The 18,002-nt window shown below is 32.2% G+C and carries 21 protein-coding genes; 20 read left to right on the top strand and 1 reads right to left on the bottom strand.

The features are described from left to right. Positions 1 to 4: 4 nt before the first annotated feature. The 13 genes from PYW35_RS05995 to recO all read left to right on the top strand — a co-directional run bounded on the left by PYW35_RS05995 (position 5) and on the right by recO (position 9,567). Positions 5 to 754, top strand: coding sequence for a 16S rRNA (uracil(1498)-N(3))-methyltransferase (locus PYW35_RS05995; RefSeq protein ID WP_016910860.1), 750 nt, complete (start codon positions 5 to 7; stop codon positions 752 to 754). Between the two features lie 6 nt (positions 755 to 760). Next, complete coding sequence (gene mtaB, locus PYW35_RS06000) at positions 761 to 2,107, top strand: tRNA (N(6)-L-threonylcarbamoyladenosine(37)-C(2))-methylthiotransferase MtaB (RefSeq protein ID WP_103323245.1); 1,347 nt, start codon at positions 761 to 763, stop codon at positions 2,105 to 2,107. 126 nt (positions 2,108 to 2,233) lie between these two features. Next, complete coding sequence (gene rpsU / locus PYW35_RS06005; protein WP_016910862.1) at positions 2,234 to 2,410, top strand: 30S ribosomal protein S21; 177 nt, start codon at positions 2,234 to 2,236, stop codon at positions 2,408 to 2,410. A gap of 211 nt (positions 2,411 to 2,621) precedes the next feature. Next, positions 2,622 to 3,338 carry an NfeD family protein gene (locus tag PYW35_RS06010; RefSeq protein WP_016910863.1) on the top strand — a complete coding sequence of 239 codons (717 nt, stop codon included), beginning with the start codon at positions 2,622 to 2,624 and terminating at the stop codon, positions 3,336 to 3,338. 23 nt (positions 3,339 to 3,361) lie between these two features. Next, positions 3,362 to 4,357, top strand: a complete 996-nt coding sequence (floA, locus tag PYW35_RS06015) for a flotillin-like protein FloA (protein WP_016910864.1) — start codon at positions 3,362 to 3,364, stop codon at positions 4,355 to 4,357. A 15-nt stretch (positions 4,358 to 4,372) separates the two neighbouring features. After that, positions 4,373 to 5,080 (top strand): hypothetical protein, encoded by a 708-nt coding sequence (locus tag PYW35_RS06020; protein WP_103323511.1) that lies wholly within the window; start codon positions 4,373 to 4,375, stop codon positions 5,078 to 5,080. A 102-nt stretch (positions 5,081 to 5,182) separates the two neighbouring features. Further along, entirely contained in the window at positions 5,183 to 5,680 is a 498-nt protein-coding gene (locus tag PYW35_RS06025; protein WP_016910866.1) for a PH domain-containing protein, read from the top strand. 35 nt (positions 5,681 to 5,715) lie between these two features. Beyond that, a complete protein-coding gene (locus PYW35_RS06030; RefSeq protein ID WP_016910867.1) occupies positions 5,716 to 6,663 on the top strand; it encodes a PhoH family protein in 948 nt (315 codons plus the stop codon). 1 nt (position 6,664) lies between these two features. Beyond that, positions 6,665 to 7,126 (top strand): rRNA maturation RNase YbeY, encoded by a 462-nt coding sequence (gene ybeY, locus PYW35_RS06035; protein WP_103323173.1) that lies wholly within the window; start codon positions 6,665 to 6,667, stop codon positions 7,124 to 7,126. A 4-nt stretch (positions 7,127 to 7,130) separates the two neighbouring features. Beyond that, a complete protein-coding gene (locus tag PYW35_RS06040; RefSeq protein WP_213017645.1) occupies positions 7,131 to 7,475 on the top strand; it encodes a diacylglycerol kinase family protein in 345 nt (114 codons plus the stop codon). Between the two features lie 12 nt (positions 7,476 to 7,487). Continuing rightward, positions 7,488 to 7,892 carry a cytidine deaminase gene (gene cdd / locus PYW35_RS06045; RefSeq protein WP_016910870.1) on the top strand — a complete coding sequence of 135 codons (405 nt, stop codon included), beginning with the start codon at positions 7,488 to 7,490 and terminating at the stop codon, positions 7,890 to 7,892. After that, a complete protein-coding gene (gene era, locus PYW35_RS06050) occupies positions 7,893 to 8,792 on the top strand; it encodes a GTPase Era (protein WP_016910871.1) in 900 nt (299 codons plus the stop codon). A 22-nt stretch (positions 8,793 to 8,814) separates the two neighbouring features. Continuing rightward, positions 8,815 to 9,567 carry a DNA repair protein RecO gene (recO, locus tag PYW35_RS06055; protein WP_016910872.1) on the top strand — a complete coding sequence of 251 codons (753 nt, stop codon included), beginning with the start codon at positions 8,815 to 8,817 and terminating at the stop codon, positions 9,565 to 9,567. Between the two features lie 55 nt (positions 9,568 to 9,622). Here recO and PYW35_RS06060 read toward each other — a convergent pair whose 3' ends face one another. After that, positions 9,623 to 11,011: a glycine--tRNA ligase gene (locus PYW35_RS06060; RefSeq protein ID WP_016910873.1), complete on the bottom strand. Its 1,389-nt coding sequence runs from the start codon at positions 11,009 to 11,011 to the stop codon at positions 9,623 to 9,625. Positions 11,012 to 11,308: 297 nt separating this feature from the next. On the opposite strand from PYW35_RS06060, the gene ccpN reads away from it, so the two are divergent. The 7 genes from ccpN to PYW35_RS06095 all read left to right on the top strand — a co-directional run bounded on the left by ccpN (position 11,309) and on the right by PYW35_RS06095 (position 17,958). Further along, entirely contained in the window at positions 11,309 to 11,944 is a 636-nt protein-coding gene (gene ccpN, locus PYW35_RS06065) for a transcriptional regulator CcpN (protein WP_016910874.1), read from the top strand. Between the two features lie 14 nt (positions 11,945 to 11,958). Then, positions 11,959 to 12,774: a pyruvate, water dikinase regulatory protein gene (locus PYW35_RS06070; protein ID WP_103323171.1), complete on the top strand. Its 816-nt coding sequence runs from the start codon at positions 11,959 to 11,961 to the stop codon at positions 12,772 to 12,774. Between the two features lie 11 nt (positions 12,775 to 12,785). Further along, positions 12,786 to 14,558, top strand: a complete 1,773-nt coding sequence (gene dnaG, locus PYW35_RS06075) for a DNA primase (RefSeq protein WP_103323170.1) — start codon at positions 12,786 to 12,788, stop codon at positions 14,556 to 14,558. 26 nt (positions 14,559 to 14,584) lie between these two features. Continuing rightward, the gene (gene rpoD / locus PYW35_RS06080; protein WP_016910877.1) at positions 14,585 to 15,694 is read left to right on the top strand and encodes an RNA polymerase sigma factor RpoD; all 1,110 of its coding nucleotides are present in this window, start codon (positions 14,585 to 14,587) and stop codon (positions 15,692 to 15,694) included. 100 nt (positions 15,695 to 15,794) lie between these two features. Beyond that, a complete protein-coding gene (locus PYW35_RS06085; RefSeq protein ID WP_016910878.1) occupies positions 15,795 to 16,148 on the top strand; it encodes a c-type cytochrome in 354 nt (117 codons plus the stop codon). A 53-nt stretch (positions 16,149 to 16,201) separates the two neighbouring features. Beyond that, positions 16,202 to 16,870 carry a tRNA (adenine(22)-N(1))-methyltransferase gene (locus PYW35_RS06090; protein ID WP_103323175.1) on the top strand — a complete coding sequence of 223 codons (669 nt, stop codon included), beginning with the start codon at positions 16,202 to 16,204 and terminating at the stop codon, positions 16,868 to 16,870. Then, positions 16,867 to 17,958, top strand: coding sequence for a Nif3-like dinuclear metal center hexameric protein (locus PYW35_RS06095; RefSeq protein WP_103323169.1), 1,092 nt, complete (start codon positions 16,867 to 16,869; stop codon positions 17,956 to 17,958). The genes PYW35_RS06090 and PYW35_RS06095 overlap by 4 nt, the downstream gene beginning before the upstream one ends. Positions 17,959 to 18,002: the final 44 nt, after the last annotated feature.

Genomic DNA, 18,002 nt, shown 5'->3' on the forward strand with positions numbered 1-18,002 from the left:
AATGATGCAAAGATATTTCTTACTCGAAAACGCTGAGTTAAATCAGCGTTTTTTTATACATAATACAGATGATATACATCATATAAAAAATGTGATGCGCATGAATGTGGATCAAAAACTTATTTTAACGTTTAAAGACCAAAAGTCTCTAATATCTAAAATAATTGCTTTTCACGATGATAGTATTGAATTAGAAACGATTGAAGATACAACGAGACAAACAGAACTTCCTGTTGAGATAACAATTGCGAGTGGTCTTATTAAAGGTGACAAATATGAATGGATGATTCAAAAAGGAACTGAGATGGGCGCACATCATTTTATTGCTGTTCAATCTGAAAGAGCAATTGTTAAGTTGGAAGAAAAGAAACAGTCTAAGAAAATCGATAGATGGCAAAAAATTATAAAAGAAGCTAGTGAACAAAGTATGAGACTTACAATTCCAGACATTGAGTATAAGTCGAGTTTTAAATCAATATATGATAATATGAATGAATATGATTATGTATTAATAGCATATGAAGAAGAAGCTAAACGTGGGGAAACGAGCAAATTACATCAAGTTGTTTCTAATCTTAAACATGGGCAAAAGATTTTAATCATCTTTGGACCAGAAGGTGGCTTAACTGAAAGTGAAGTCAATCTTTTTAAAGGATCAGAAAAAGTGAGTTTAGGTCCTAGAATTTTAAGAGCTGAAACCGCTCCACTGTATGCTTTAGCTGCTTTAAGTTATCAATTAGAATTAATGAGGTGATTATAATTGGCTACAGTAGCATTTCATACTTTAGGTTGTAAAGTTAACCATTATGAAACTGAGGCAATTTGGCAATTATTTAAGGAAAATGATTACGAAAGAGTAGAATTTGAAACAAATGCAGATGTGTTTATTATTAACACGTGTACTGTGACAAATACGGGCGATAAGAAAAGTAGACAAGTTATTAGGCGAGCAATTCGTCAAAATCCTGATGCAGTCGTTTGTGTAACGGGTTGTTATGCTCAAACATCACCTGCAGAAATCATGGCGATTCCTGGTGTTGATATAGTTGTTGGTACTCAAGATAGACATAAATTAATCTCTTACATTGAAGATTATAAACAGAGTAGGCAACCCATTAATGGTGTAGGTAATATTATGAAAAACAGAAAATATGAAGAATTAGAAGTACCATATTTTACTGATAGAACACGTGCATCATTAAAAATTCAAGAAGGCTGTAATAACTTTTGCACATTCTGTATCATTCCGTGGGCTAGAGGCTTGATGAGATCAAGAGATCCTGAACAAGTGGTCAGTCAAGCAACAACACTAGTAAATTCAGGTTATAAAGAAATTGTTTTAACTGGAATTCATACAGGTGGATATGGCGAAGACTTAAAAGATTATAATTTAGCGCAACTCCTTAGAGATTTAGAACAAGTTAAAAACTTAGAAAGAATTAGAATTTCTTCAATCGAAGCGAGTCAACTTACTGATGAAGTAATTGATGTCATTGATAAATCTACAAAAGTAGTGAGACATTTACACATTCCATTACAATCAGGTTCAGATACTGTGTTAAAACGCATGAGAAGAAAATATACGATGGCACATTTCTCTGAAAGGCTTCAAAAGCTTCATAAAGCGTTACCTGGTCTAGCTGTGACAAGTGATGTTATTGTTGGTTTTCCTGGTGAAACTGAAGAAGAATTTCAAGAGACATATGATTTTATTGTGAAACACCAATTTTCAGAATTACATGTGTTCCCTTATTCTATGAGAACAGGTACACCAGCAGCTAGAATGACGGATCAAATTGATGAAGATGTTAAAAATGATCGTGTACATCGATTAATTGAACTGTCTGATCAATTAGCGAAAGATTACGCGTCTAAATTTGATCAAACTGTATTAGAAGTTATTCCTGAAGAGGAAGGTTCTTCTGATGGAAAACTAGTTGGCTATGCTGATAATTACATGAAGATTGAATTTGAAGGTGACGAGTCATTAATTGGTGAATTAGTGAAAGTTAAAGTAGTAACACCAAGTTATCCTATTAATAAAGGAAAACTTGTAAAAGTAGTCAATCATGCAACGAATAAAGATGAAAGATTACTTGTAAAGTAATATTCATAAGAAATGATTATTGACTTAAAAAATGACTTATTTTATAATGTTATAGTACATAGTTATTTAAATGCTATGTAAATGACAAATAAAGCTTTGTTGATATTTGGAGGGAGGGAAATACAGATGTCTAAAACAGTAGTTCGTAAAAACGAATCAATCGAAGATGCATTACGTCGCTTTAAACGTACAGTTTCAAAAAGCGGTACGATTCAAGAAGTGCGTAAACGTGAGTTCTATGAAAAACCAAGCGTTAAGCGTAAGAAGAAATCAGAAGCAGCTCGTAAACGTAAAGTTAAATAATTAATTTTTTATTGAACTCCCTCAATGAATATTAATTAATTATAATGAACGTTATTTAACGTTTAAAACGTTAAAAGAACACATAAACAACTTGTTTATGTGTTCTTTTTTATATATAAAAATAATTTAAGCTTATATTTATAGAAGAATATGTGTATACGTTTTAGTTCGTGTCTGTTTTATTGTATAATATTAAAGAGGGGTGAGATTATTGACAACAGGGTATGAATACATAATTGCTTTCATTCAACATAATTTGAATTTAGGTATTGTTTCAAGTCAAAGTCTTTCAACAATTGGCGATTTTATTACGACACCGCTAGTGACATTAATTTTGACTTGTATTATTTTTCTAGGCGCTCTTTATCAATTATATTCAAACCATATTAACTTTGCAGGGATTTTAAGTTTTATTTGTACGCTTATCTTCTTTATTGGTTATGTAATAATTGATGAAATTAGTTTGATTTCTGTTTTACTTTTTGCAATAGGTGCGCTTTTAGTAATAATTGAATTATTTGTTATAGGCGCAATATTAGGTATCCTTGGATTTATCGCTATTATAGGTAGTTTTATATTAGTTGGTGAAAACATATTAACAATGGGTATGATTATTGCGGTAGCATTAATTCTAACAACGATAGAGTGGGTGATATTAGTGAAAGGATTTAATCGAAAAATACCATTCTTTGATAAAGTTATTCTTAAAGATTCTACGAACAAAGAATCTGGCTACACATCACACGATGATAGAAGTCATTTGATTGGCAAACTATGTACAACATACACTGCATTAAGACCCTCTGGCATTATACTTGTGGATGACGAAAGAATAGATGCTGTTTCAGATGGTAATTTTATTCAAAAGGATATACAAGTAAAGATCGTACAAGTAGAAGGTACGAGAGTCGTTGTAAGAGAAATATAATATAGTTAAGGAGAGAGTTGCATATGTTATCAGGTTTAGTTGCCTTTATAATTATTGCTGTCATTTTAATCGTACTACTTATGATCTTATTCTCATTTGTTCCAGTAGGATTATGGATTTCAGCTATAGCAGCAGGTGTTAAAGTAGGAATTGGTACATTAGTCGGTATGCGTTTAAGACGTGTATCACCTAGACGTGTTATCAATCCGTTGATCAAAGCACATAAAGCTGGTTTAGCGTTAACTACAAATCAATTAGAATCTCATTATTTAGCTGGAGGTAACGTTGATAGAGTAGTAGATGCGATTATTGCTGCACAAAGAGCAGAAATCAATTTAGAATTTGAAAGAGGGGCAGCTATTGATTTAGCTGGACGTGACGTACTAGAAGCAGTACAAATGTCAGTTAACCCTAAAGTGATTGAAACACCATTTATTTCAGGTGTTGCAATGAATGGTATCGAAGTAAAAGCAAAAGCTAGAATTACAGTTAGAGCTAACATTGCGCGTTTAGTTGGTGGTGCTGGTGAAGATACAATCATCGCTCGTGTTGGTGAAGGTATTGTATCTACAATCGGTTCTAGTAAACATCATACTAAAGTACTTGAAAATCCGGATAGTATTTCTCAAACTGTATTGAGTAAAGGATTAGACTCTGGTACAGCATTTGAAATCTTATCAATTGATATAGCTGATGTAGATATCGGTAAAAACATTGGTGCAGATCTTCAAACAGAACAAGCACTTGCAGATAAAAATATTGCACAAGCTAAAGCTGAAGAACGTCGTGCTATGGCTGTAGCAACTGAACAAGAAATGAAAGCAAGAGTACAAGAAATGCGTTCTAAAGTTGTTGAATCAGAAGCAGAAGTACCACTTGCAATGGCAGAAGCACTTAAATCTGGTAATTTAGGTGTAAAAGATTACTACAATTTAAAAAATGTAGAAGCTGATACTGGCATGAGAGAAGCAATTAACAAGAGTACAAAGCCACAAGATTCTAATTCACCGAACCAATAAGAGAGGTGATTTAAAATGGAAATAGGCATTATCATCTTTGTTATTTGGGTAATTTTTAGTGTGGTTAGTGGAATTATTGAAGGTAACTCTAAAAATAAAAAGAAAAATAATAAACAACCCCAAACTAGTCAAAGACAAAATCCAGTAAATAGACAAGCTACAGAAAAAACGAATAAGGCACAACAAGAATTGAAAGATTTAGTTAATAAATATGAATCTTATAAACAAAAAGCTGAAACGAGTTCATCTGACCGTATGTCTAGCCATTATAAGAATTTAGCTGATCAACTTGCAAGACATCTTAAACAAAATAATATAGACGTTGAAAAGCCTGTAATTAACCAAACTGTTAAAGAGAATAACACTCGTCAATCATCACCTAAACATGAAAATGCTTTTATTAACGAGAAAAAAGAGCAAATTCGTAAAAACAGACCTAAAAATCAAAAAGAAACGATTAAACAACTTTTAGAATTTAGTAATGAAGAGATGAATGCTTTAACAGAGTTGCAAAAAGAAAACATTTCTCAAATCGAAGCTGAAGCGGAACAAATTATAAATAATACTCAGCTTTCAGAAAGAACGAGACGTTCAATGGTTAAACAACTCTATTTGAATAGTAAACATAAGTTTAATGATGAAGCAATAAACGTTGATGAGAATCAAGTTGTTAATGGTATCATTTGGTCAGAAATACTCAAAAGACCAAATGAGTTGAAATAAGCTATATTAACCAGGACCTAATATTTAGGTTCTGGTTTTTTAATTCACAAAAATATCATTTAGACTTACAATATAAGTAGGATTTAAAAAGGTGTGATAAAAATGGTATTTAAGAAGAAGATAAGTGTTTCATCTATTTTTATTTCAATTATATTATTTTTAATAGCTTTAATACCTCTTTTTATTAGCAACAAATACTTAATCATAATAACCTTTATATTGGCTTTTCTTATTATTGTAAATATTATGTTTGAAAGATACACGATCAAAGAACATTTTTTAACGATTAGAAGAGGTTTTTTTAAGAATACTTATAATATTTTTGAAATCGAACAAATTAACATGACGAAATCTATTGAAGGAAATAGTATGTTAGAAATTGTCTCAAAAGGTAAATTAGTAGAAAAGGTTAGTCCGATTGAAGAAAGAGAGTTTATTATTACGCTCATACGTATCAATCCTAAAATCAAATTGAATAACAGTAATAGATTACGTGAATTTGAAAAAGTAACAAATTTATTAACTTCACAAGAAAAATTAAATAATATGCAAAATAAAGTCCATAAGATTGCACGTTATATCAAGGTTTGGTACATTTAAAGTGTTAACAATTCAACTTATAAAGGAGATATTTAATGCCTACATTAATTCAAATCGAGAATATGGATCAAGCTCAAGCGCTATTAGGTAATGGAGATGAGCATATAAAATATATTGAAAATGAGCTCGAGGTGGATGTTTTAACACGAGGACAGGAAATTAGTGTTCGTGGGAGACGTTTAGAAAATGTTGAAAAAGCTGAAAAAGTATTGATGAATTTGTTAAAAGTAATCGAAAGTGGCGCAAGCATAACAATTAATGATGTTCAAGCAGCGGTAAAAATGGCTGATAAAGGTACAATTGACGAACTGATTAATCTATATGACGAAGAAATCACTAAAGATAGTAATGGTAAAATTATAAGAGCTAAAACAATGGGTCAAAGAGTGTATATTAATAACATTAAAAAAAATGACTTAGTATTCGGCATTGGTCCTGCAGGGACAGGGAAGACGTTTTTAGCAGTTGTAATGGCAGCTAGAGCATTGCGTCTCGGACAAGTTAAACGCATCGTATTAACGCGCCCTGCAGTCGAGGCTGGAGAATCATTAGGTTTCTTACCGGGTGACTTAAAAGAAAAGGTTGATCCATACTTAAGACCTTTATATGATGGTCTACATACAGTCTTAGGTACTGAACAAACTGCTCGCTTAATCGAAAGAGGTACAATTGAAATAGCACCTTTAGCATACATGAGAGGTCGAACACTTGATGACGCTTTTGTTATTTTAGACGAAGCACAGAACACGACACATCCACAAATGAAAATGTTCTTAACAAGATTAGGGTTTGGTTCGAAAATGGTCGTTACAGGTGATAGAACACAAATTGATTTACCTAAAGGTGTTAAAAGCGGTTTAATAGAAGCTGATCAAAGATTAAGTGGTGTCAAAGGTATTTCGATGACATATTTAGAACAAACTGATGTTGTCAGACACCCATTAGTAGGTAAAATAATTAATGCATACGAAGAGGAGATTTAATATGCTAACAATGGATTTTATAGATGAACAACAAGTAATTGATGAGGATACTAAAAATCAAATTGAATCGTTACTAACATTTGCTGCTAAGAAGGAAAATATTACTGAAGAAGCAGAACTTTCTATTTCATTTGTCGATGAAGAAGAAATACAAGCGATTAATCGCGATTATAGAAATAAAGATAAAGTGACTGATGTCATTTCATTTTCTCTTGAAGAGGATGAACCTGAGATTGAAGGTTTAGACATTCCGAGAGTATTGGGAGATATTATTATATGCTTGGGCGTTGCTCAAGAACAAGCTCAATCATACAATCATAGTCTCAGTAGAGAATTAGGATTTTTAGCATTACATGGTTTCTTACATCTGTTAGGTTATGATCACATGACTGAAGAAGATGAAAAAGAAATGTTTTCTCGACAAGATGAAATATTAAATGAGTTTGGACTAACGCGTGAATAAATTCTTGAATCGCTTTAAATTTCCTATAGCAGGTTTAGTTACGATTGTAAAAAAAGACCGCAATTTAATATTGCATTTAGTATTTGCTGTTATCGTCATCTTTGTTAGTTTAATATTAAAATTAAATCAGAATGAGTGGCTATGGATTATACTTGCTATATTCAGTGTTTTAATAACTGAAATTATCAATACCTCAATCGAATATGTTGTTGATATGTACACTGACAAGTATAATATACTTGCTAAACACGCTAAAGACACAGCAGCTTTAGCGGTATTGTTATCATCAATCATGGCGGCAATTATCGGGATAATGATATTTTTGCCGAAATTGATAGAGGTATTTTAAGGGGGATGTATTATGGAATTTAAACAAGAGTGGTACGAGGGCGCAAGAGAAGCACAGAAAAGAGCTTACACACCATATTCAAAATTTAATGTTGGTGCATATTTAATAACGAAAGACGGTAAATCGTATTATGGTGCAAACATTGAAAATGCTGCATATCCATCAACAATTTGTGCAGAACGTTCAGCATTAGTTGCTGCTATGTCAGATGGCTATAGACCTGGAGACTTTAAATGTATTACAATAACTGTTGATGCTGATAAACCTTCATCACCATGTGGCACTTGTAGACAAGTCTTAAAGGAACTATGTGATGATGATATGCCCGTTTATTTAACACATCAAAAAGACGAACGAATTGAAACTACTGTTAATGAATTATTACCTTTAGGTTTCTCAGGAAAGGATTTAGAATAAATGAATGAATTTAAATCAGGTTTCATATCTATAATAGGTAGACCTAATGTCGGCAAATCTACTTTTATGAACAAAGTTATCGGTCATAAAGTAGCCATTATGTCAGACAAAGCACAAACGACGAGAAATAAAGTACAAGGTGTTTTAACAACTGATGATGCGCAGATGGTATTTATTGATACACCTGGTATCCATAAGCCTAAACACGCTTTAGGTGATTACATGATGAAAATCGCTAAAAATACATTAAAAGAAGTAGACTTAATTATGTTTATGATTAATGTGGATGAAAGTATTGGTAAAGGCGATGAGTATATCATTGATCTATTAAAAGAAACTAAAACGCCAGTATTTTTAGTTTTAAATAAAATAGATTTAGTACATCCAGATCAATTACTTGTTGAGATTGAAAAATATCAAAAAACTATGGAATTTGCAGAGATTGTTCCAATATCTGCGTTAGAAGGATTAAACATAGAGACACTTTTAGAACAATTTAAAAAATATTTAGAAGAAGGTCCGATGTATTATCCTAAAGACCAAATTTCTGATCATCCTGAACAATTTGTTGTAGCAGAATTGATTAGAGAAAAAGCATTACATTTAACTAACCAAGAAATACCTCATGCGATTGGTGTAAACATCGATAAAATGACTAAAGCTGAAGGCGAAAAAGTACACGTTGAAGCTACGATTTACGTAGAACGTGACTCTCAAAAAGGTATTGTTATCGGTAAAGGTGGCAAAATGCTTAAAGAAATAGGGAAACGTGCCCGTAGAGATATAGAAATGTTACTTGGTTCAAAAGTTTATTTAGATTTATGGGTAAAAGTTCAAAAAGATTGGCGTAATAAACCTAATTTCATTAAACAAATGGGATATAGGGAAGACGAGTATTAAATAGAATGGAGGCGATGATAAAATGCTTTATAAACAAGAAGGATTTGTCATTCGCTCAGTAGATTATGGTGAAAATAATAAAATCATAACGATTTTAAATGAATATGGTCATAAAGTTCCATTAATGGCACGCGGTGCTAAAAAAACAAGTCATCATTTACAAGGTGCTACACAGCCCTTCGTTCATGGCTTGTTTATTTTTTCTAAATTCAAAGGCATGGGTACTTTATCTTCAGCAGATATTATAAATAGTCATAGAATGATGCAAAGCGATATTTTCAAAAGTGCTTATGGCGCATATTGTATAGAAATAGTCGATAAAGCATTAGAAGAGGAAGAACATGATGTATTCTTCTATGAGCTGCTCTTAGGCGTCTTTCAAGCGGTTGAAAAGGGCGTTGATGCTGACACAATGAGTATGATCGTTGCGTTAAAATGTATGCCTAAATATGGATATGAACCGAGATTTAATGCATGTGTGATAACAGGCGATATGGACCAACAACAATTAAACGCTTATAGTTTTATATATAATGGACCATTAAGTAATCAAGCACTCGCAAATGATGAACATGCTTATCGAATATCTAATCGAGCGTTATATTTCATGAACTTAATGTATCAATTACCGATACAACATTTAAATAGTTTTAAAATAAACGATCCAGTGAAGGTAGAGATTCAAACTTTAATTGATAATATGTATGATGAATATGTCGGTGTTGTATTTAGAACGAAAAAATTACTCAAACAACTTGATAATTTAAAAATATAAAAAAACAGAGCAAAGACTTTATAGTTACTAAGTCTTTGCTCTGTTTTTATTTTATTTAGAATCTGATTTTTTCAGCTAAGAAGCTTTCAACTTCATCGATTGGCATACGCACTTGTTCCATTGTGTCTCTGTCACGTACTGTAACTTGGTTGTCTTCTAATGAATCGAAGTCAAATGTAATACAGTATGGTGTACCAATTTCATCTTGTCTGCGGTAACGTTTACCGATTGATTGTGATTCATCAAAATCAATTGCGAATTTTTCGCTTAATTTTTCGTATACTTTAATCGCGTCTGGTGAAAGCTTTTTACTTAATGGTAAGATAGCTGCTTTATATGGTGCTAACGCAGGGTGGAAGTGTAACACTGTACGTTGTTCTTTTTCACCTTCGTTTTCTTCTTCGTATGCATCACATAAGAATGCTAATGTCACACGATCAGCACCTAATGAAGGTTCGATACAATATGGTATGAACTTTTCACCAGTTTCTTGGTCGTGATATTTGAAGTCTTCACCACTAAATTCACTATGTTGTTTTAAGTCGAAATCTGTTCTTGAAGCGATACCCCATAGTTCACCCCAACCGAATGGGAATTTATATTCGATATCAGTTGTAGCATTAGAGTAGTGACTTAATTCATCTTCGTCATGGTCACGTAATTTAGTATTTTCTTCTTTAATACCTAAATCTTTTAACCATTTTGCAGCATACTCTTTCCAGAAGTTTTGCCATTCGATTTCAGTACCTGGTTTACAGAAGAATTCAAGTTCCATTTGTTCGAATTCTCTCGTTCTGAAAATGAAGTTACCTGGTGTAATTTCGTTTCTGAATGATTTACCAACTTGAGCGATACCAAATGGTAATTTTTTGCGCATTGAACGTTGAACATTTTTATAGTTTACGAAAATACCTTGTGCAGTTTCAGGGCGTAAGAAAATTTCATTTGTTGAAGATTCTGTAACACCTTGGAATGTTTTGAACATTAAGTTGAATTGACGAATATCAGTCCAGTTTGCTGTACCACTTTCAGGACATGTAATACCTTTATCATCAATAAGTTGTTTCATTTCATCGAAGCTCATGCCATCAGCGATAAAGTGCTCATCGCCTTCAACATTTTGCATATAATCTTCAATTAATTTATCTGCTCTGTAACGAATTTTAGAATCTTTGTTGTCTATCATAGGATCATTAAAGTTAGATAAATGTCCTGAAGCTTCCCATGTTCTTGGATTCATTAAGATTGCAGCATCTAAACCAACATTATATGGAGATTGTTGTACGAATTTTTGCCACCATGCTTTTTTAATATTATTTTTTAATTCAACACCTAGTGGACCGTAATCCCAAGTATTTGCTAAACCACCATAAATTTCACTACCAGGGAATACAAATCCTCTGTGTTTTGCTAACGTTACTACTTTGTCCATATCATTTGCCATAAAAAATTCACTCCTCATTTAAATTAAAAAAGTCCCAAGACATCATTAAATAATGCCTTGGGACGAGTATATAACCCGCGGTTCCACCCAAATTAGTGTAGCCACTCACTTTATATTAAGTTTTATAAGCCAAAACTTTTAATGTTAAGCTTTCACCGTCCTTAACTCGCTTTTAATTTCAAAGTTAATTAAAATATAGCATGGTATGTGAGAGTTATCAAGTAAAATCAAATATTCAAATTGAGCAAAATTTGCGATACATGTTATAATTAATCTAATTGAATTGTGTTTGAAGGGGTGAGAGTTATCGAATTAAATCAAAGACAAGAAAAAATTGTACAAATTGTTAAAAACAATGGACCTATTACAGGTGAAAAAATAGCTGATCGACTAAATTTGACGAGGGCTACGTTAAGACCTGATTTAGCAATTTTAACAATGGCAGGCTATCTTGATGCAAGACCTAGAGTAGGGTATTTTTATACTGGAAAATCGAGCACACAATTGTTAAGTGATTCAATTAAGAAAATGACAATTAAAGAATCTATGGCTATACCGGTAGTTATAGAAGAAAGTGTTTCTGTATATGAAGCAATATGTAAGATGTTTTTAGAAGATGTTGGTACATTATTTGTTATTAATAAAGAAGGCTATTTAATAGGTGTTTGTTCAAGAAAAGATTTGTTAAGAGCAGCAATAGGCGGTCAAAGTCTGAAAGAAACACCCGTAAGTATAAACATGAGTCGTATGCCTAACATAACCGTATGTTTAGAAGACGATTTACTAATATATGCTGCGAAACTATTAATAGATAAACAAATAGATGCATTACCTGTAGTTAAAAAATTAAAAGGCGATAAGATGAAAGTAAAAGGTAGAATCACTAAAACTACTATTACTCGAGCATTTGTTTCACTTATTGAAGATGAGTAGGAGGGATACGTTAAATGGAAGAGATAAGAATAATTATAGCATCAGATTCAGTAGGAGAGACGGCCGAACTTGTTACTAAAGCTTGTACTTCTCAGTATAAGACTGAGGGCAATGTATTAGATATTGTGAGATTACCTTATATTGAAAATGAAAATAATATTAATGAAGTGGTTTCATTAGCATTGGAACAAAAATCAATCGTCGTCTATACATTAGTTAAACCTGAAATGAGATTATACTTAAAAGAAAAATTAGAAGAAAATCATATAAAGAATGTAGATATTATGGGTCCATTGATGAGTATATTGGGCTATGAATTAAATGAATCTCCCCTTAATGAACCAGGTAATATTCATAAACTAGATGAAGACTATTTTAAGAAGATTGAAGCGATAGAATTTGCAGTTAAATATGATGATGGAAGAGATCCTAGAGGTTTACCTAAAGCAGATATCGTTTTAATCGGTGTATCTAGAACTTCTAAGACACCACTTTCTCAATATTTAGCGCATAAACGTTATAAGGTGATGAACGTACCTTTAGTGCCTGAAGTTGCGCCACCAGAAGGTTTATTCGATATCGATCCGAAAAAATGCATTGCATTAAAAATCAATCAAAAAAATCTAAATGCGATTAGAAGAGCAAGATTGATTCAGCTAGGTCTCAGCGATGATGCTAACTATGCTAAAGATGATAGAATTGAAGAAGAGTTAAAATACTTTGAAGAAATTGTTGATAAAATTGGATGTCCTGTATTAGATGTTTCAGATAAAGCGATAGAAGAAACAGCTAATGACATTATTAAAATCATTACTCAACAAAACCGTTAAAGGGTGAAATGATGCGTATAGAACAAGAACTAATAAATGAAATCCGTGAGAAAAATGATATTTTAGATGTTGTAAGTGAATATGTGAAGCTAGAAAAAAGAGGGCGTAACTATATAGGGTTATGTCCTTTCCATGATGAAAAGACACCGTCATTTTCAGTTTCAGAAGATAAACAAATATGTCATTGTTTCGGTTGTAAAAAAGGTGGAAATGTTTTTCAATTTATACAAGAAATTAAAGATGTATCATTTGTCGACGCTGTAAGAGAGTTAGGAGACAAAGTAGATATTCACATCGAAAAGCAAGAAACTGTAGCAACGGATTCAATGGTTGATGACCATATAAAAATGATCGAAATGCACGAACTGATGGCAAATAATTATCATTATATTTTGAAACATACCGAAGAAGGCGAAGCAGCTTTAAACTATTTAAAATCACGTGGATTTAGCGATGAATTAATAAATGATAGAAAAATAGGATACGCACCTAATCATTCTAAATTTACGCATGACTTTTTAGAAAAGAATGGTTATGATGCTGTACTCGCTTTTGAAGCTGGATTGTTAAGTCGCAATGATGAAACATTTGATTACTTTGATAGATTCAGAGATAGGATAATATTCCCGTTGCTCAATTTCCAAGGAAAAACAGTTGGATTTTCAGGAAGAACTTATACTGATCAATCTCCTAAATACTTGAATAGTCCAGAAACACCAATATTCCAAAAAAGAAAAATGTTATATAACATCGATCGCGCCAGAAAATTTATAAGACAAAATGACGAAGTGATTCTTCTTGAAGGTTTTATGGATGTTATTAAATCTGATGAAGCGGATATTAAACAAGTTGTTGCGACTATGGGAACAGCTTTATCAAAAGAACATATTATTATGGTCAAAAAACTGGCATCAAACGTTACTTTACTGTATGATGGAGATTTCGCAGGTAAAGAAGCTGCTATTAATGTAGGTAAAGAACTACTTAATGAAGGTTTAAATGTTTTTGTTGTGAATTTACCTAAAAAAATGGACCCTGATGACTATATTTCTGAATATGGAAGTGAAGCGTTTAAATCATTTGTAGAAGGGCAAAAACAATCTTATGTTGCGTTCAAAGCTCAACAATTATATTATGCCAACGAAAACAATGATTTAAAACATGGACAACATTTAGAAGAATTAGTCAATGATATCAATCTTATTCGTTCAGAATTTTTAAGAAAAAAAGTATTGCAACAAGTAGCTGATTTGTATAAAGTAGATGTTAACAGTCTAAAAAATCGACTATCGCCAAATATTGTTCAAAATAATGCTGATTATTATGATGTCGTTCCTGAAATGAAGGAAAAAAAACTAGATAAAATCGGTAGAGCAGAACAAGCGTTGTTAAAACATTTTATGAATCATAAACAGTTATTTTTAGAATATCATTCTAGGATTAATCAAGAAGACTTCACTTCATTGAATAATAGAGTGATTTTTTCACGTTTAAATGGGTATTATAAGAATAATGATGTTTTTAACATAAGTGATTTTTCAAGTTACATTGAAGAACATCAAATCATGGAGACAGTTATGTACTTAGATTCATTGCTGATCAATGACGAACCAGAAACTGATGAGATGGAAGATTATATTAGAGTCATTAGTCCTAATGAACAAGAAGAAAATTCAATAGAATATTTAAATGAACAATTGAATAAAGCAATGCAAGCAGGCGATTTCGCACTGCAAAGACAGTATTTGGAACAAATTGTACAATATAATCGGAATAGAATGTAAGAGTTAATAACCCGGGAGGCCTATTCATGTCTGATAAAGAATTAAACAAAATCAATAGCGCTAATAATGAAGCAGTACTTACTGTAGATCAAGTTAAGCATCAATTAATTGAACAAGGTAAAAAAGCAGGACATTTGAGTCACGAAGAAATTGCAGATAAACTGCAAAACTTTGAAATGGATCCAGATCAAATGGATGATTTCTTTGATTTAATCAATGAGAATGAAATCAATTTGATTAATGAAAAAGACTCTACAGATACTAATGACAAATTAAATTTAAATGACTTAAGTGCTCCTCCAGGTGTAAAAATAAATGACCCAGTTAGAATGTACTTAAAAGAAATTGGACGCGTTAATTTATTAACAGCTCAAGAAGAAATAGAATTGGCTAAACGTATCGAAAAAGGTGACGATGTTGCTAAATCACGCCTTGCTGAAGCTAACTTAAGACTTGTAGTCAGTATTGCGAAACGTTATGTAGGTAGAGGTATGTTGTTCTTAGACCTTATTCAAGAAGGTAATATGGGTCTTATTAAAGCAGTAGAAAAATTCGACTTTAATAAAGGTTTCAAATTCTCAACTTATGCGACTTGGTGGATTCGCCAAGCAATAACAAGAGCTATAGCTGACCAAGCACGTACAATCCGTATTCCAGTTCATATGGTTGAAACTATTAATAAATTAATCCGTGTTCAACGTCAATTACTACAGGATTTAGGAAGAGACCCATCTCCTGAAGAAATCGGTGAAGAAATGGATTTAACACCAGAAAAAGTGCGTGAAATTTTAAAAATAGCACAAGAGCCCGTTTCATTAGAAACACCAATTGGTGAAGAAGATGACAGTCATTTAGGCGACTTCATTGAGGACCAAGATGCTCAAAGCCCATCAGATCATGCTGCATATGAATTGTTAAAAGAACAATTAGAAGATGTTTTAGATACATTAACAGATAGAGAAGAAAATGTATTAAGACTTAGATTTGGTCTTGATGATGGCAGAACAAGAACGCTAGAAGAAGTTGGTAAAGTATTCGGCGTGACGAGAGAACGTATTCGTCAAATCGAAGCAAAAGCATTACGCAAGTTAAGACATCCGTCTAGAAGTAAGCGTTTGAAAGATTTTATGGACTAATCATGAAAAGTTTATATTAATCCCAAAAAGCCTTTGACAATGCCTTGTTTTAATATAAAATATAATTGTATGAAGGTTTAACAAAAGGGAGGTTGTATGAATGAATCGTAATCCTGTTATCCCGTTTATTCTGATTTTATTACTCGGTGTGGGATTAATATTCTTCATGTCAGCACATGGTGCTAACAAGGAGGAAGAAAAAGAAGGCGGAGGCGGTGCGAAAACTGAAAAGTTTGACGCAGCTACATTCGCAAAGGACAATTGTACAAGTTGTCATGGACAAAATCTTGAAGGTGGAATGGGACCTAAACTTGCAGGTAGTTCTAAAGATGCAGGTGAAATGAAAAAAATCATTCGTGACGGTAAAGGCTCAATGCCTGCCCATGATGAAGCGACTATTTCAAATAAAGATTTAGACACACTTGTCAAATACTTGAAAGAAGAAGCTAAATAACACAAAAAAATCTTTTGCTATTGCAAAAGATTTTTTTAATGAAAGGAAAAATTATGATTCAAATAAATAAACGTTTAACGAAGGTAAGTGAATATCTCAACCATAATAAATTAGCGGATATTGGATCTGATCATGCTTATTTACCTATATACGCAATTCAAAATGGTTTCATTAATAAAGCGATAGCTGGAGAAGTAGTAAAAGGTCCCTTTTTAGCTGCTCAACATAACACTAAAATATATGGCATGACTGATATTATAGAAGTTAAACTAGGTGACGGCCTAGAAGTTATAGATGACACGATTGATGTCATTACCATTTGTGGAATGGGGGGGCCATTAATAGCTCAAATTATTGATGAAGGACAGCACAAATTATCTCATTACCCAGATTTAGTTTTACAAGCAAATATTCATGCATTACCAATTAGACAAGTATTACAAAAAATTGGTTACCAAATATATGATGAACAATTAATAAAAGATAAAAAGCATATTTATGAAATCATTGTTGCTAAAAAAGGTGAAATGCAATTAGACGAAACAGAAATGAAATTCGGACCTATATTGCTAAAATCTAAAACTGATTTGTTTAAAGAGAAATGGCAAAGGGAATTAGAATCACTAAATAAGATTATTAAACAATTAGAGAATCATAATGATCATGAAAGATATCATGAAATTAATCAGCAAATACTTCATATCAAAGGGGTGCTTAAATGATTATTCAAGAATTATTAAATGTCATTAATAAACACGTTCCATTTTCAAGTAGTGAATCATGGGATAATACAGGGTTATTAATTGGAACAGAAGACAGTGAAGTGTCTGGCGTGTTAACAACTTTAGATTGCACTATGGAAGTTGTAAATGAAGCGATCGATAATGATATGAACACAATTATTGCGCATCATCCGCTTATCTTTAAAGGTGTTCAAAACATAACAGATAAAAGTTACGGTCCAATTATACGTAAGCTCATTCAAAATGATATCAATTTAATCGCGCTTCATACAAATTTAGATGTACATCCTAAAGGTGTAAGTTACATGATCGGCAATCAAATAGGTTTGAAAAATATGTCAGTTCTAGACGAACAACTTGAAACTTATTACAAAGTACAAATTTATGTGCCAGATAAAGATGTAGAAATGATGAAGGCTGCATTTGTTAAGCATCATTTAACACAAATAGGAGAGTACAGTGAAGTCTTTTTCCAATCACAAGGAAAAGGCCAATTTAAACCAAGTGAGAACGCAAATCCACATATAGGTAAATCTAATACAATAGAAACAGTATATGAAACAAAATTAGAGTTTAAGGTAGAAGAAAAAGATAAATTATTAGCACAACAACTTATTTATGAAAATCATCCATATGAAGAACCTGTATTTGATTTTATAGAAATTAAGAAAAATGCTGGAATAGGTTTAGGTATAATTGGAGAATTAGAACAAACGCAATCTATTAAGGAATTTGTGGAAAATTATAAAGAAAAACTACAAATACCGGCAGTAAGGTTTATAGGAAATAATAAGGCGACAATAAATAAAATTGCAATTGTAGGTGGTGCAGGTATTGAATACGCACAACTTGCTAAAAGTAAACGAGCAGATTTATTTATAACGGGTGATGTGAAACATCACGAAGCATTGGATGCTATAGCGGATGGTATTAATGTACTAGATGTTAATCATTATAGTGAATATGTGATGAAAGAAGGCTTGAAGTCTTTATTGGAAGAATGGACACAACAATCTATCAAAGTAAAAGTATCTACAATTAATACAGACCCATATGAATATATGTAACTGCACATAAACAAAAACTGCCGATAAAGTCACTTAAAGTGAAC

The organism is Mammaliicoccus vitulinus (assembly GCF_029024305.1).
Taxonomy (GTDB): Bacteria; Bacillota; Bacilli; order Staphylococcales; family Staphylococcaceae; genus Mammaliicoccus; species Mammaliicoccus vitulinus.